The organism is Streptomyces cylindrosporus (assembly GCF_022698165.1).
Lineage (GTDB): Bacteria > Actinomycetota > Actinomycetes > Streptomycetales > Streptomycetaceae > Streptomyces > Streptomyces cylindrosporus.
On record NZ_JALDAY010000005.1, the window covers coordinates 413262 to 427422 of the forward strand.

Consider the following 14161-nt stretch of genomic DNA (forward strand, 5'->3'; position numbering starts at 1 on the left):
CACCGGGCAAGCGAGAAGGGGCGGTACGGAGTACCCGTACCGCCCCTTTCCCGTCGTACCGCTAGAGCACCTTGGACAGGAACGACTGCGTCCGCTCGTGCTGGGGGTTGGTCAGGACCTCGCGCGGGTTGCCGGACTCGACCACCACGCCGCCGTCCATGAAGACCAGGCTGTCGCCGACCTCGCGGGCGAAGCCCATCTCGTGGGTGACGACGACCATCGTCATGCCGGACTCGGCGAGGTCGCGCATGACGTCCAGGACGTCGCCGACCAGCTCCGGGTCGAGGGCCGAGGTCGGCTCGTCGAACAGCATCAGCTTCGGGTCCATGGCCAGAGCACGGGCGATGGCCACGCGCTGCTGCTGGCCGCCGGAGAGCTGCGAGGGGTAGTTGCCGGCCTTGTCGGCCAGGCCCACACGCTCCAGGAGCTGCTGGGCGCGCTCCCGGGCCTCCGCCTTGTTCTGGCCCTTGACCTGCACCGGCGCCTCGATGACGTTCTCCAGCGCGGTCATGTGCGGGAACAGGTTGAAGCGCTGGAAGACCATGCCGATGTCCCGGCGCTTGAGCGCGACCTCGCTGTCCTTGAGCTCGTACAGCTTGTCGCCCTTCTGGCGGTAGCCGACGAGCTCGCCGTCGACGTACAGCCGCCCGGCGTTGACCTTCTCAAGATGGTTGATGCACCTGAGAAACGTACTCTTGCCGGAGCCGGAGGGGCCGATCAGGCAGAACACCTCGCCGGACTTGACCTCCAGGTCGATGCCCTTGAGGACCTCGACCGGGCCGAAGGACTTGTGCACGCCCTCGGACTTGACCATGGCGACCGTCGAGTCGGTCATGCCGCGCCTCCCTTCGGGCGGCCGAGTGAGAACAGGTTGGCGCGCACCTTCTGTAGGGGCGTCGGCGGCAGGGCGCGGCTGGAACCGCGCGCGTAGTACCGCTCGATGTAGTACTGGCCCACGCTCAGGACCGAGGTCATGATCAGGTACCAGGCCGCGGCGAGGAAGTACATCTCCACCGGGGCACCGGAGTTCTGGCCGATGTCCTGGGCGTAGCGGAACAGCTCCGGATACTGGACGGCCGCCACGAGCGAGGTCGTCTTCAGCATGTTGATGACCTCGTTGCCCGTCGGCGGCACGATCACGCGCATCGCCTGCGGGATCACGATCCGGCGCAGCGTCTTGCCATGGCTCATGCCCAGCGCGTGGGCGGCCTCGGTCTGGCCCTCGTCGACGGCGAGCAGGCCGGCGCGGCAGATCTCGGCCATGTACGCGGCCTCGTTGAGGCCGAGGCCGAGCAGCGCCGTCAGCAGCGGCGTCATGAAGTCGGACCAGTAGTTCTTGTAGATCGGCCCGAGGTTGATGTACTCGAAGACCAGGCCCAGGTTGAACCAGAGGAACAGCTGGACCAGGACCGGGGTGCCGCGGAAGAACCAGATGTAGAACCAGGCGATCGACGAGGTCACCGGGTTCTTCGACAGCCGCATGACGGCGAGGACGATGCCGCCGACGATGCCGATCAGCATCGACAGGACCGTCAGTAGCAGGGTCTTGCCGACGCCGGTCATGATGCGGTCGTCGAAGAAGTAGTCGGGGACCGCGTGCCAGTTGATCTTGCCCTGGCCGAACGCGTAGATGATCGCGACCAGGATGGCGATCGCGATGACGGCGGTGACGTACCGCCCGTAGTGCCGGACCGGAATGGCCTTGATGGCCTCCGGGCCGGCCGGGGGCGTGTCCTTCGGCCCCGCCGTCTTGTCGATGTCAGAAGTCACGGGTGTTGCCTCTCAGTGCCCGTCTCGGTGCCCGTCGGGAGGCGTCACTTGCCGCCGTTGATCACGGACTCCTTGACGGCGCCGTCCTCGGCGCCCCACTTGTCGAGGATCTTCTGGTACTCGCCGTTCTTGATGATCGCGTTCATCGCGGCCTGCAGCGCGTCACGCAGCTGGGTGTCCTCCTTGGAGACCGCGATGCCGTACGGGGCCGCCTCGACCTGGTCGCCGACGATCTGGAAGTCCTTGCCGCCGCCCGAGGTCTTCACCGCGTACGCGGCGACCGGGAAGTCGGAGGAGGCCGCGTCCGCGCCGCCGGAGCGCAGGCGGGTCTGGGACTGCTGGTCGTCGTCGAAGGCCTCGATGGTGATCTTCTTGCCGCCGGTGCACTTCTTGGTCTCGGCCTTGGCCAGGTCCTCCGAGACGGTGCCGCGCTCGACGGCGAGCTTCTTGCCGCACAGGCCGGCCCAGTCCGTGATGCCCTGGGTGTCGCCCTTGCGGGTGTAGATCGAGACACCGGCGGTCAGGTAGTCGACGAAGTCGACGCCCTCGCCGACCTTCTTGCCCGTGTCGGGGTCGACGCCCTCCTGGCGGTTCTTGTTGTCGGTCATCGCGGACATGGCGATGTCGTACCGGTTGGAACGCAGACCGGTGAGCAGCGCGTCGAAGGTGCCGTTCTCGAACTGGAAGGTCACGCCGAGCTGCTTGCCCATCGCGGCGGCCAGGTCCGGGTCGATGCCGACGACCTTGCCGGAGTTGTCCTTGAACTCGACCGGGGCGTAGGCGATGTCGGAGCCGACCTTGATGACGCCCTTGTCCTTGATGGCCTGGGGCAGCTTGCCGGCCAGCGGGGCCGAGCTCGTGGAGGCGCTGCTGCTGCCCTTGTCCTTGTCCTTGGTCTGGTCACCGCAGCCGGTGAGGATCAGGGCGCCTGCGACCGCGATCGCACCGACCGCGGCCAGACGGTGGTGCGCGGCGGTGGTACGACGGGTGGAGCTTGCGGTCATTTTGGGTTCCTCCGGCGGATGGGTGGAGTTGCCGATGGGTCGACGAGAACACACACCTTCGGGTGTCGCGACCTCGTGGGTTTACCGCATCTTGCCATTCGGACGGAGCCGTTCAGGGTGCCCACCATGTCAAAATCGGATAACGGGTGACCCCCGAAACGCACCATGTTCGGACATGATGCCCCCGCCATCTGCGGACCTTCTGCGGGAATCCGGCGTTCCGGCCGGAGAATCTTCGCCGCGTCCACGATACGGACCGGCCCCCGAGGTGTTGATCACTGTTCCCGCAATTGGACTCGTCTTCGGTGCGGTCCGTCCGGTAAGAAGGTTCTTTACACCCCTCATCCGGGGCTCGAGGCGCGTGTGCGGCGCGCCCGTCGCGTATGACCCGTACGCATCAATAGATCGGGGCATGCGCGGTCCCGCCCACTTCTCACCAGGAGTGGCCACCCTCAACCAATAAAGACTTAAGGGGTAAACAAAGTGGCAGCGGAGATCGTCAATCCTCGCAGCGACAGCAGTACGGATCAGGACGGGGCCGAGCCCCTCGATTCCTTCGATCCGGCGTTCGCGCTGCACCGCGGCGGCAAGATGGCCGTGCAGGCCACCGTGCCGGTCCGCGACAAGGACGACCTGTCCCTCGCGTACACGCCCGGCGTCGCGCGGGTGTGCACCGCCATCGCCGAGCAGCCGGAGCTGGTCCACGACTACACGTGGAAGTCGTCCGTGGTGGCGGTCGTCACCGACGGTACGGCGGTGCTCGGGCTCGGCGACATCGGCCCGGAGGCCTCCCTCCCCGTGATGGAGGGCAAGGCCATCCTCTTCAAGCAGTTCGGCGGCGTCGACGCGGTGCCGATCGCGCTCGACTGCACCGGCGTGGACGAGATCATCGAGACCGTGGTCCGGCTGGCCCCGTCCTTCGGCGGCGTCAACCTGGAGGACATCTCGGCGCCGCGGTGCTTCGAGATCGAGCGCAAGCTCCAGGAGCGGCTGGACATCCCGGTCTTCCACGACGACCAGCACGGTACGGCGGTCGTGACGCTGGCGGCCCTCAGGAACGCCGCGCGGCTGAGCGGCCGGTCCATCGCCGACCTGCGCGCGGTCATCTCGGGCGCCGGCGCGGCCGGTGTCGCCATCGCCAAGATGCTGGTCGAGGCCGGCATCGGGGACGTGGCCGTCGCCGACCGCAAGGGCATCGTGTCGGCCGACCGGGACGACCTGACGGACGTCAAGCGCGAGGTCGCCGGCTTCACCAACAAGGCGGGCCTCACCGGGTCGCTGGAGGACGCGCTGTCCGGCGCGGACGTCTTCATCGGCGTCTCCGGCGGTACGGTGCCGGAGCCGGCGGTGGCCTCGATGGCGGAGGGCGCGTTCGTCTTCGCCATGGCCAACCCGAACCCGGAGGTGCACCCCGACGTCGCGCACAAGTACGCGGCGGTCGTGGCGACGGGTCGCTCCGACTTCCCGAACCAGATCAACAACGTCCTCGCCTTCCCGGGCATCTTCGCGGGCGCGCTGCAGGTCCGGGCGTCCCGGATCACCGAGGGCATGAAGATCGCGGCGGCGGAGGCACTGGCGGGGGTCGTGGGTGACGACCTCGCCGCGGACTATGTCATCCCGTCGCCGTTCGATGAGCGGGTCGCTCCTGCGGTCACCGCGGCGGTGGCCGCGGCGGCGCGGGCGGAGGGCGTTGCTCGTCGCTGAGGTCGCGTGAATGGCCCCGTCCGTTTGGGCGGGGCCATTTCTTTACCCACCCGCCCACCCATTCGGATGATCGAGGGGCGGGCGTTTGCCGTGGGTGGGGCTCGCCGTCGGCGGCCGACGGTTGGCTTACCCAGCCCGTCCGGCGTTTGAGGACGAGGCCCGTTCAGGGCCGAAGCGGGTCTGGGGGCGGCAGCCCCCAGGGACGGTCGGGCAGGACGCCGGGCGACGCTTGGCAAGAGGGCGAGTGTCACAACCCCCTGCCGTACCGCCGGAGGCAACCGGCGCCTATCGTCGTGGTCATGTTCGCCGTCTACGCCGCCCGAATCGACCGCGACCAGCCGCTCAACGGCCTTGAACTGGGGGACCGTCCGGCTCCCGAGGCCCGTTCCGGCTGGAGTGTCGTCAACGTCAAGGCCGCCTCCCTCAACCACCACGACCTCTGGTCGCTGCGAGGCGTGGGCCTGCCCGAGGAACGACTGCCGATGATCCTCGGCTGCGACGCCGCCGGCGTCGACGAGGACGGCAACGAGGTCGTCCTGCACTCCGTCATCGGCCAGTCCGGTCACGGCGTCGGCCCCAAGGAGCCCCGTTCGATCCTCACCGAGCGCTACCAGGGCACCTTCGCCGAGCAGGTCGCCGTACCGACCTGGAACGTCCTGCCCAAGCCGAAGGAGCTCTCCTTCGCGGAGGCGGCCTGTCTGCCGACGGCCTGGCTGACGGCGTACCGCATGCTCTTCACCAACGCGGGTGTACGGCCCGGCGACTCGGTCCTCGTCCAGGGCGCGGGCGGCGGTGTCGCGACGGCCGCGATCGTGCTCGGCAAGGCGGCGGGCCTGCGGGTCTTCGCCACCAGCCGGGACGAGGCCAAGCGGAAGCGGGCGCTGGAGCTGGGAGCCGTGGAGGCGGTGGAGTCCGGTGCGCGGCTGCCGCAGCGGGTCGACGCCGTCATCGAGACCGTCGGCGCGGCCACGTGGTCGCACTCGATCAAGTCGCTGCGGCCCGGCGGCACGCTGGTCATCTCCGGCGCGACGAGCGGTGACCGCCCCTCGCACGCCGAGCTGACCCGGATCTTCTTCCTCGAACTCAAGGTCGTCGGCTCCACGATGGGCACCAAGGACGAGCTGGAGGACCTGCTCTCCTTCTGCGCCGCGACGGGTGTACGCCCCGTCATCGACGAGATCCTGCCGATGGACCGGGCCCGCGAGGGCTTCGAGCGGATGGAGTCCGGCGAGCTGTTCGGAAAGGTCGTCCTGACCAACGACTTGACCAACGACTGACGCTTCCCGGGAGGCTGCTGGAGCGACGGGGCTCAGGGCTGAGACGGGCGCGGGGTGGGCGCGCGCCTGGTGTGGCCGGCATGGGTGTCAGTGGCTGCTTCTAGGGTGGCCTGCGCCGAGGTCGGCCCGACCCTTCGAAGGAGCTCTCATGACCGTGTCCGAGCCCGTGCCGCTCGCGTTCGTACCGGCGGGCGGTGCCGTGCGTGAGGCGGTGACCAAGATGGGCGGGCAGCCCGTCTGGATCGAGGAACCGCAGTGGCCGCTGTCGCGTGAGACGGGGGAGCGGATGCAGTTCCTCGGGCAGTTCGCCCTGGGCGGCGGGCGCCTCGCCTACCTGTTCATGACGGGCGGCGAGGACGACTTCGTCGACGGCACCTATGAACCCGAGGGCGGCGAGAACGCCCTCGTGGTCCAACCCGGCGGCCGTGTCCCGGGCTTCGTGACCGTGGAACAGCGGGCCGAGGGGCCGAGTGCGGGGGAGGACCACGTGCCGCGTGCCGCCGGTGCGGGCGCCGATGCGAATGCTGACGAACGCCCCTGGCAGTTCCTCGGCACCCCCGGCATCGAACCCAACTGGCTCCAGGGCGAGGAGTCCCCCGGCGCCGACTGGCAGCTCGTCGTCCAGCTGGACTCCTGCGACCTGCCCTTCCACGTCAACTTCGGCGACGCCGGCGTCGGTTACGCCTTCCTCTCCCCGGACGGCAAGGAGGGCCGCTTCCTCTGGCAGTGCGGCTGACGGCCACGGCGGCGCGGCTGCGGCTGCCCGGAGCGCCGACCCCATCGCCTGGGAGTCCGCCCAGCTCGCGCAGGCCGCGCCGCTGGGAGTCCGGCGCTGCTTGCGTCGGCCGCATCGCCGGGAGTCCCGCGCAGCTCGCGCCAGCGGCCAGCCGGGCACGCTTCCCGCAGGCCCCGGCCGTCAGGTCTTCGGTGTCCGCAGTATCGCGCCGATGTGGGCCGCCGCCGACGACAAGTGGCGGCGGGCGTCGCGTAGTTGGTCGTCCGTGACGCCGTGGTCGCGGGCCGCGTCGCGGATGTCGTCGCGGAAGCGGTCGAGCAGGCGGTCCAGGTCGCGGGCCGCGTCCCCGCTGGAGTCCTCGTGTGCCCACGCCGGTTCGTACCCGATGGGGAAGTCCTCCGGGGTGTACGAGTACTCGGCCCCCGGTGACGACGTCGACGCACCCGTGCCGGCGGCCTTCCCCGTCGTACCGGTTCCGCCCCTTCCGAAGCCGAAGTCCTTTCCGAGTCCCTTGCCGAAGTCCTTCCCGAAGTCGCCGAACTCCTTGGCCAGTTCGGTCAGGCCCTCCCGCACGCCCGTCGGCCAGTCGCCCCGCGCGAAGTGGTCCTGGACCTGCTCCTGAACCCGCTTGGCGATGCGCTGCAGCTCCTCCTGTGCCTGCTCCCTGGCCCGCTCCTGCGCCTCCTTGGCCTGGCGCCGGGCCCGCTGGGCCTCCTCGCGGGCGCGGCGGCTCTCGTCCTTGGCGCGGCGGGCCTGCTCCTTCCACTCCTGCTTGACCCGCCGCATCTCCTCCTTCGCGGCGCGCCAGGCCTCCTTGTCGGCGTAGTCCGCGAAGTCGCCGAGCGGGCCGTCCTTCTCGCCGTGGCCCTTGCCGCCGGGCCCCCGCCGGGCCTCCGAGGCGGCGGCCCGCATCTCGCGCCGCAGATCGCCCGCCGCGCCCCGCACATCGGCCCGTATCTCGGCGGCGAGCTCCGCGACCGACTCCCGGATCTCCAGCTCCAGGTCGGCCAGCTCGCCGCTGCGGTCGGCCAGTTCGGCACGGCCCGCGTCCGTGATGGCGTACACCTTGCGGCCGCCCTCGGTGGTGTGGGTGACCAGCCCCTCGGCCTCCAGCTTGGCCAGGCGGGGGTAGACGGTGCCCGCCGACGGCGCGTACAGCCCCTGGAACCGCTCCTCGAGGAGGCGGATCACCTCGTAACCGTGGCGCGGGGCCTCGTCCAGCAGCTTCAGCAGGTAGAGGCGGAGGCGGCCATGGGCGAACACGGGGGGCATGTCAGAGCACCTTCTTGTCGGTCGTGCCGTCGGCCGGGTCGTCGCTCGCGCGGTCGTCCGAGCCGGAAGCGGAATTGTCCCCCGAGTCGCTGTGGTCCTCGCCCGCCGGGGTGGCGTCAGCATCAGTGGCTGCGTCCTCCACCACCGGACCGATGTCCTCGGGGTCCACGTCCCATGGCTCGTCCTCCGCCGCGGGCCTGCGCAGCAGGGCGATCGAGCCCGAGACTGTCGTCGCCTTCAGGCTGCCGTTGCCCGAGCCGAGGCGGCCGGTGATCCGCTTGGCGCCCCACTGGCCGCTGACCCGCAGATCCTCGAAGGCGTTCGACACCGTGCCGCTCGCGGTGTTCGCCTCCACCTCCGCGTCGGCCGGGTGGGGCAGCCGGATGGCGATCTCGCCGGAGACGCTGGTCAGGTTGATGTCGGTCGGACGGCTCGCCGGGTCCAGGTCGACGATCATCGAGCCGCTCACCGAGTCCGCCTTGACCGAGGAGCCCGCCTCGACCACGGTCAGATCCCCCGAGACCGAGTTGAAACGGAGGTCTCCGCGCAGCGCCTGCGCCTCCACGCTCCCGGAGACGGTGTCCGCGCGGACCCGGCCGGTCAGCCCCACGAGTGTCGTGTCCCCGGTGACGCCCTTCACCTCCGCATGCCCGTCGATACCGGAGACCACGGCTGCGGCGCCGACGACGCCCACCTCCACGTGCGTGTCGGCCGGCACGGCGAGGGAGACGACGGCACTGCGCCGCCACCCCTTCCGGTCGAGCCACTTGAGGAAGCCCTTCCAGGGCAGGTCGTCGTACGCCACCGTGAGCGTGCCGCCCTGCTGGGTCACCACCAGGGGCGGGCCCTCGATCTGTGAGACCTCCAGGCGCGCGGAACCTTCCTCCGTGCCCACCACGTTCACCGTTCCGTTGACGATGCGTACGTGGAGCTCCCTCACGGGCTCTTCGAACGTGAGCTTCCTCGGCTCTGCGAGGGACCACTCGGACATGGTGCAGACCTCCCCGTCGCAACGCGCCATATCGCGTCTCCTGCAATTCACGATATATCGCGGCCGGGGAAAGTCAAGACACCCTTTCCGGGGATGCTGCCGCCCCGAAGGTGACGGTGACGCGAAATGCAGCGAAAAGCCAAGAACCGCCATATTTTGTGACCATGCCGTCGGAAGCTCCCCGCCCCGGTCCCGCCCCCGGCGCCCTGCTGCTCTGCCGCGCCGAGCCCGGGTCCGTCGCCCCCGCCGCCCACCTGCTGCGCGAACCCATGCTGCTGACCGGCGCCGGCGACACCTGGAGCGTCCTGGTCCCCGAGGGCAAGCCGTGGCTGCACGGCGGCGAACCCGTCGACCGCGTCCTGACCGGCTGGGCCACCGCTCTCGCCGTCGGCGCCCCCTGGCCCGTACTCGCCCTGTGGTGGGACGCGGACCGCGCCGGCTACACCCTCGCCTCCGGCTTCCGCCGCCCCGTCGGCTATGTCTGGCTCGCCAACGGCACCCCGGCCGGCGAGGACGAGGCGATGCGCACGTTCGCGGCTCGCCTGGGCCTCGACCCGGTCCTGGACGTCCAGTCCCTCGACCACCTGACGAAGCCGGACCCCGAGACCGACGCGCGAGCCCGCCTGCTGGGCCTGCTCGCCGTCCTCACTCACGCGGGCGTCGCCCTCCCCGCGGGCCTCACCCCCGGCGACCCCGCCGACCGCCTCCGCGAGGTCGCCGGCGCCCAGCAGGACGCGCGTCCCGTGGAGTGGCCGGGCTGGCGGGAGGCGGTACGGGCCGAACTGGACGCGGTCGACCGCGGCCGACTGGGCCCCTGGCTCCCCGGCTCCGGCACACCCCGCTCCCGGGCCCTGGCCCTCGCCCAGGTGACTGCGGGCCTGCCCCTGACGCTCTGGGGCCTACGGCGGCACAGCGGCGGCTGGGCAGCGGCAGGGGCGCTGCTGCTGGCGCACGGGGCGCTGGGGCTGACGTACGAGCTGACGTACGAACTGATGCGGCCGAGGGACTGAAACCCGCAAAGGCGCCCCCCAGGAAGCCGGAAGAGGCGCCCCCAGGAAGCCGAAAGGCGCCCCCGAAGAGGCGCCTCACATCACACCGGCCTACTCGTCGTCGTCCTCGTCGTCCAGCCGCGCCAGCCATGTCGCCAGCCGCTCCACCGGCACCTCGAAGTCCGGATTGAGGTCGACGAACGTACGCAGCTGCTCGGCCAGCCACTCGAAGCTGACCTCCTCCTCGCCGCGCCGTTTCTCCAGCTCTTCGATGCCTCGGTCGGTGAAGTACATGCCCTCAAGGATAAGTGCGCGCAAACGGCCGGGCCGCACCCCCGGAGAGGGGTGCGGCCCGGTCATGTACAGCCTTCGAGGATGGTTACGCCTCGAACACCTCACGCACCAGCTGCTCCTGCTCCGCCTGGTGCCGCTTGGCGGAACCGACGGCCGGGGACGAGCTGTGCGGGCGCGAGATGCGGCGCAGGCGCTCGCCGTGCGGGACGTCCGCGCCGACCGCCAGGTCCAGGTGGTCGATCAGGTTGAGGGCGATGAACGGCCAGGCACCCTGGTTGGCCGGCTCCTCCTGGGCCCACAGGTACTTCTCGACGTTCGGGTACTTCGCGATCTCCGCCTGGAGCTCCGCACCCGGCAGCGGGTACAGGCGCTCGACGCGGACGATCGCGATGTCCGTCGCGCCGCGCTTGGTGCGCTCCGCCTCCAGGTCGTAGTAGAGCTTGCCCGCCACGAAGACGACCTTGCGGACCGCGGCCGGGTCGACCGTGGAGTCGCCGATGACCGGGCGGAACTGACCCGACGTGAACTCCTCCGTCTTCGACGCGGCGGCCTTCAGACGCAGCATCGACTTCGGGGTGAAGACCACCAGCGGCTTGTGGTGCGGGTTGTGCACCTGCCACCGCAGGAGGTGGAAGTAGTTCGACGGGAGGGTGGGCATGGCCACCGTCATGTTGTTCTGCGCGCACAGCTGGAGGAAGCGCTCGACGCGGGCCGAGGAGTGGTCCGGGCCCTGGCCCTCGTAGCCGTGCGGGAGGAGGAGCGTGACGCCGGACGTCTGGCCCCACTTCTGCTCCGCCGCCGAGATGTACTCGTCGACCACGGTCTGCGCGCCGTTGACGAAGTCGCCGAACTGCGCCTCCCACATCACGAGCGCGTCGGGGCGGGCCAGCGAGTAGCCGTACTCGAAGCCCATGACGGCGTACTCGGAGAGGAGGGAGTTGTAGACGTTGTAGCGGGCCTGGTCCTCGGCGAGGTACTGGAGCGGGGTGTGCTCCTCGCCCGTCTCGCGGTCGATGAGGACCGCGTGCCGCTGGCCGAAGGTGCCGCGCTGGGAGTCCTGGCCGGAGAGGCGGACCGGGGTGCCCTCCAGGAGGAGGGAGCCGACGGCCAGCGTCTCGCCCATGCCCCAGTCGATCGTCCCGTCCTCGACCATCGCCGCCCGGCGCTGCAACTGCGGCAGCAGACGCGGGTGGACGTGGAAGGAGTCGGGGATGTTGACCTGGGACTCGGCGATCCGCTTCACGGTCTCGGTGGAGATCGCGGTGTTCACGGCGACCGGGAACTCGGCCTGCGGGTCGGAGACCGGACCGGCGGCCGGCTGGGCGGTGACGGCCTCGCGGACCTCCGTGAAGACCTTCTCCAGCTGGCCCTGGTAGTCCTGCAGGGCCTGCTCGGCCTCTTCCAGGGTGATGTCGCCGCGACCGATCAGGGACTCGGTGTACAGCTTGCGCACCGAGCGCTTCTTGTCGATCAGGTCGTACATCAGGGGCTGCGTGAACGCCGGGTTGTCCGACTCGTTGTGGCCGCGGCGGCGGTAGCAGATGAGGTCGATCACCACGTCCTTGTTGAACGCCTGGCGGAACTCGAAGGCCAGCCGCGCGACGCGGACCACGGCCTCCGGGTCGTCGCCGTTCACGTGGAAGATCGGGGCCTCGATCATGCGGGCCACATCGGTGGCGTACATGGAGGAGCGCGAGGACTCGGGCGCCGCCGTGAAGCCGACCTGGTTGTTGATGACGATGTGGACCGTGCCGCCGGTGCGGTAGCCGCGCAGCTGCGACATGTTCAGGGTCTCGGCCACCACGCCCTGGCCCGCGAAGGCCGCGTCACCGTGCAGGGCCACCGGCAGGACGGTGAAGTCCGTGCCGCCCTTGTTGATGATGTCCTGCTTGGCGCGGGCGATGCCCTCGATGACCGGGTCGACCGTCTCCAGGTGGGACGGGTTCGCGGCCAGCGAGACCTTGATCTGCTCGCCGTCGAGACCGGTGAAGGTGCCCTCGGCGCCCAGGTGGTACTTCACGTCGCCGGAGCCGTGCATCGACTTCGGGTCGAGGTTGCCCTCGAACTCGCGGAAGATCTGCGCGTACGACTTGCCGACGATGTTCGCCAGGACGTTCAGGCGGCCGCGGTGGGCCATGCCGATGACGACCTCGTCCAGGCGGGACTCGGCCGCGCTGTCCAGCACCGCGTCCAGCAGCGGGATGACGGACTCGCCGCCCTCCAGGGAGAAGCGCTTCTGGCCGACGTACTTCGTCTGGAGGAAGGTCTCGAAGGCCTCCGCCGCGTTCAGGCGGCGCAGGATGCGCAGCTGCTCCTCGCGCTCCGGCTTGGAGTGGCCGCGCTCCACGCGGTCCTGGATCCACTTGCGCTGCTTGGGGTCCTGGATGTGCATGAACTCGATGCCGGTGGTGCGGCAGTACGAGTCGCGCAGCACGCCGAGGATGTCGCGCAGCTTCATCATCGACTTGCCGGCGAAGCCTCCGACCGCGAACTCGCGCTCCAGGTCCCAGAGCGTGAGGCCGTGCTCGGTGATGTCCAGGTCGGGGTGCTTGCGCTGGCGGTACTCCAGCGGGTCGGTGTCGGCCATGACATGGCCGCGGACCCGGTAGGAGTGGATCAGCTCGAAGACGCGGGCGGCCTTGGTGACGTCGTCGTCGTGCGAGGCGTCGATGTCCTTGAGCCAGCGGACCGGCTCGTAGGGGATGCGCAGCGACTCGAAGATCTCGTCGTAGAAGCCGCTCTCGCCGAGCAGCAGGTTCGCGACGATCCGCAGGAACTCGCCGGAGGCGGCGCCCTGGATGACCCGGTGGTCGTAGGTCGACGTGAGCGTCATGACCTTCGAGATGCCGAGCTTGTTGAGGGTGTCCTGGCTGGTGCCCTGGAACTCGGCCGGGTAGTCCATGGAGCCGACGCCCATGATGACCGACTGGCCGGGCATCAGGCGCGGGACCGAGTGGACGGTGCCGAGGCCGCCGGGGTTCGTCAGCGAGACGGTGACACCGCTGAAGTCGTCCATCGTCAGCTTGCCGTCACGGGCGCGGCGGACGATGTCCTCGTAGGCCTGCCAGAACTCGAAGAAGTTCAGCGTCTCGGCCTTCTTGATGCCCGCCACGACCAGCTGGCGGTCGCCGTTCGGCTTCACCAGGTCGATCGCGAGGCCGAAGTTGACGTGCGGCGGCTTGACGAGGGTGGGCTTCCCGTCCTTCTCCGCGTAGTGCCAGTTCATCGACGGCATCGTCTTGATGGCCTGCACCATCGCGTAGCCGATCAGGTGCGTGAAGGAGATCTTCCCGCCCCGGGCGCGCTTGAGGTGGTTGTTGATGACGATGCGGTTGTCGAAGAGCAGCTTCACCGGGACCGCGCGCACGGACGTGGCCGTGGGCAGCTCCAGCGAGGCGTTCATGTTCTTCGCGACGGCGGCGGCGGGACCGCGCAGGGTCACCAGCTCGGGGCCCTCGGGGGCCTCCGTCGCGGGCGCGGCCTTGGCCGCCGGCTTCGCGGCGGGGGCGGCAGCGGCGGGCTTCGCGGCAGCCGGAGCGGCTGCCGGAGCAGCGGCTGCCGGGGCCGGAGCGGCGGCAGCGGGCTTCGGCGCGGCGGGGGCGGCCGGGGCCGGTGCGGGAACGGAGGCGGCCGGAGCAGCCGGGGCGGCGGGCGCCGCGGGAGCCGTGGGAGACGCCGTGGTACCCGTCGGAGCCGACGCGGAGGCCGCTCCCGGCTTGTAGTCGGCGAAGAAGTCCCACCAGGCTCGGTCTACCGAATTCGGGTCCTGGAGGTACTGCTGATAGATCTCGTCGACGAGCCACTCGTTGGGACCGAACGCAGCCGCGGGGTTCTTCCCGGCTTGGTCGTCGGTCGAGATGCTCGAGTTACTGGGGGACTGTGGCGACACGGCGGCAACCGCCCTCTTCCGCTTCTCACAAGGTGATGGACAGCGGGAATAAAGGCTACGCCCCCATGGCCGGGAAGGTGAGGCCGAGCAAGGTCATCGTCGCGTAAGTCACACCGGAAACCGCGTTTCGCGCCCAGAAATGGCGGGAAACAAGCGAGGTTCCGCTACGAATCCACGATTCCGGCATACGACGATGCGGGCCCTGCACGCTGAGCGTGCGGGCGTGTGCCTGATC

At 69.9% G+C, this 14161-nt stretch carries 11 protein-coding genes; 4 read left to right on the top strand and 7 right to left on the bottom strand.

From position 1 onward, the window contains the following. Positions 1-61: 61 nt before the first annotated feature. From MQP27_RS18230 to MQP27_RS18240, 3 genes are read right to left on the bottom strand one after another with little or no spacing between them, the layout of a single operon-like run. Complete coding sequence (locus tag MQP27_RS18230) at positions 62-835, bottom strand: amino acid ABC transporter ATP-binding protein (protein ID WP_278196210.1); 774 nt, start codon at positions 833-835, stop codon at positions 62-64. After that, entirely contained in the window at positions 832-1770 is a 939-nt protein-coding gene (locus MQP27_RS18235) for an amino acid ABC transporter permease (RefSeq protein ID WP_242766247.1), read from the bottom strand. The genes MQP27_RS18230 and MQP27_RS18235 overlap by 4 nt, the downstream gene beginning before the upstream one ends. A gap of 44 nt (positions 1771-1814) precedes the next feature. Further along, on the bottom strand, positions 1815-2774 hold the full coding sequence (locus MQP27_RS18240; RefSeq protein WP_242766248.1) for an ABC transporter substrate-binding protein: 960 nt from the start codon (positions 2772-2774) through the stop codon (positions 1815-1817). Positions 2775-3257: 483 nt separating this feature from the next. Here MQP27_RS18240 and MQP27_RS18245 point away from each other — a divergent pair, with 483 nt between their 5' ends. From MQP27_RS18245 to MQP27_RS18255, 3 genes are all read left to right on the top strand, one after another. After that, the gene (locus MQP27_RS18245; RefSeq protein WP_242766249.1) at positions 3258-4478 is read left to right on the top strand and encodes an NAD(P)-dependent malic enzyme; all 1221 of its coding nucleotides are present in this window, start codon (positions 3258-3260) and stop codon (positions 4476-4478) included. Positions 4479-4777: 299 nt separating this feature from the next. Further along, positions 4778-5755 (top strand): zinc-binding dehydrogenase, encoded by a 978-nt coding sequence (locus tag MQP27_RS18250; protein ID WP_242766250.1) that lies wholly within the window; start codon positions 4778-4780, stop codon positions 5753-5755. A 148-nt stretch (positions 5756-5903) separates the two neighbouring features. Further along, positions 5904-6491, top strand: a complete 588-nt coding sequence (locus tag MQP27_RS18255; RefSeq protein ID WP_242766251.1) for a YwqG family protein — start codon at positions 5904-5906, stop codon at positions 6489-6491. Positions 6492-6671: 180 nt separating this feature from the next. Here MQP27_RS18255 and MQP27_RS18260 read toward each other — a convergent pair whose 3' ends face one another. Both MQP27_RS18260 and MQP27_RS18265 read right to left on the bottom strand, forming a co-directional pair. Beyond that, on the bottom strand, positions 6672-7763 hold the full coding sequence (locus tag MQP27_RS18260) for a PadR family transcriptional regulator (protein WP_242766252.1): 1092 nt from the start codon (positions 7761-7763) through the stop codon (positions 6672-6674). A 1-nt stretch (position 7764) separates the two neighbouring features. After that, complete coding sequence (locus MQP27_RS18265) at positions 7765-8754, bottom strand: DUF4097 family beta strand repeat-containing protein (protein ID WP_242766253.1); 990 nt, start codon at positions 8752-8754, stop codon at positions 7765-7767. A 164-nt stretch (positions 8755-8918) separates the two neighbouring features. Here MQP27_RS18265 and MQP27_RS18270 point away from each other — a divergent pair, with 164 nt between their 5' ends. Beyond that, entirely contained in the window at positions 8919-9764 is an 846-nt protein-coding gene (locus tag MQP27_RS18270; RefSeq protein ID WP_242766254.1) for a hypothetical protein, read from the top strand. Positions 9765-9854: 90 nt separating this feature from the next. Here the strand turns inward: MQP27_RS18270 and MQP27_RS18275 are convergent, their stop codons facing one another. Both MQP27_RS18275 and MQP27_RS18280 read right to left on the bottom strand, forming a co-directional pair. Continuing rightward, complete coding sequence (locus MQP27_RS18275; protein WP_164434833.1) at positions 9855-10037, bottom strand: DUF6104 family protein; 183 nt, start codon at positions 10035-10037, stop codon at positions 9855-9857. A gap of 85 nt (positions 10038-10122) precedes the next feature. After that, the gene (locus tag MQP27_RS18280) at positions 10123-13926 is read right to left on the bottom strand and encodes a multifunctional oxoglutarate decarboxylase/oxoglutarate dehydrogenase thiamine pyrophosphate-binding subunit/dihydrolipoyllysine-residue succinyltransferase subunit (RefSeq protein ID WP_242766255.1); all 3804 of its coding nucleotides are present in this window, start codon (positions 13924-13926) and stop codon (positions 10123-10125) included. Positions 13927-14161 lie beyond the last annotated feature (235 nt).

Bases quoted from the DNA above. Each gene is read 5' to 3' on its own strand.
- MQP27_RS18260 (WP_242766252.1), bottom strand. From the start codon at position 7,763: ATGCCCCCCGTGTTCGCCCATGGCCGCCTCCGCCTCTACCTGCTGAAG.
- MQP27_RS18270 (WP_242766254.1), top strand. From the start codon at position 8,919: ATGCCGTCGGAAGCTCCCCGCCCCGGTCCCGCCCCCGGCGCCCTGCTG.
- MQP27_RS18275 (WP_164434833.1), bottom strand. From the start codon at position 10,037: ATGTACTTCACCGACCGAGGCATCGAAGAGCTGGAGAAACGGCGCGGC.
- MQP27_RS18240 (WP_242766248.1), bottom strand. From the start codon at position 2,774: ATGACCGCAAGCTCCACCCGTCGTACCACCGCCGCGCACCACCGTCTG.
- MQP27_RS18255 (WP_242766251.1), top strand. From the start codon at position 5,904: ATGACCGTGTCCGAGCCCGTGCCGCTCGCGTTCGTACCGGCGGGCGGT.
- MQP27_RS18250 (WP_242766250.1), top strand. From the start codon at position 4,778: ATGTTCGCCGTCTACGCCGCCCGAATCGACCGCGACCAGCCGCTCAAC.
- MQP27_RS18265 (WP_242766253.1), bottom strand. From the start codon at position 8,754: ATGTCCGAGTGGTCCCTCGCAGAGCCGAGGAAGCTCACGTTCGAAGAG.
- MQP27_RS18230 (WP_278196210.1), bottom strand. From the start codon at position 835: ATGACCGACTCGACGGTCGCCATGGTCAAGTCCGAGGGCGTGCACAAG.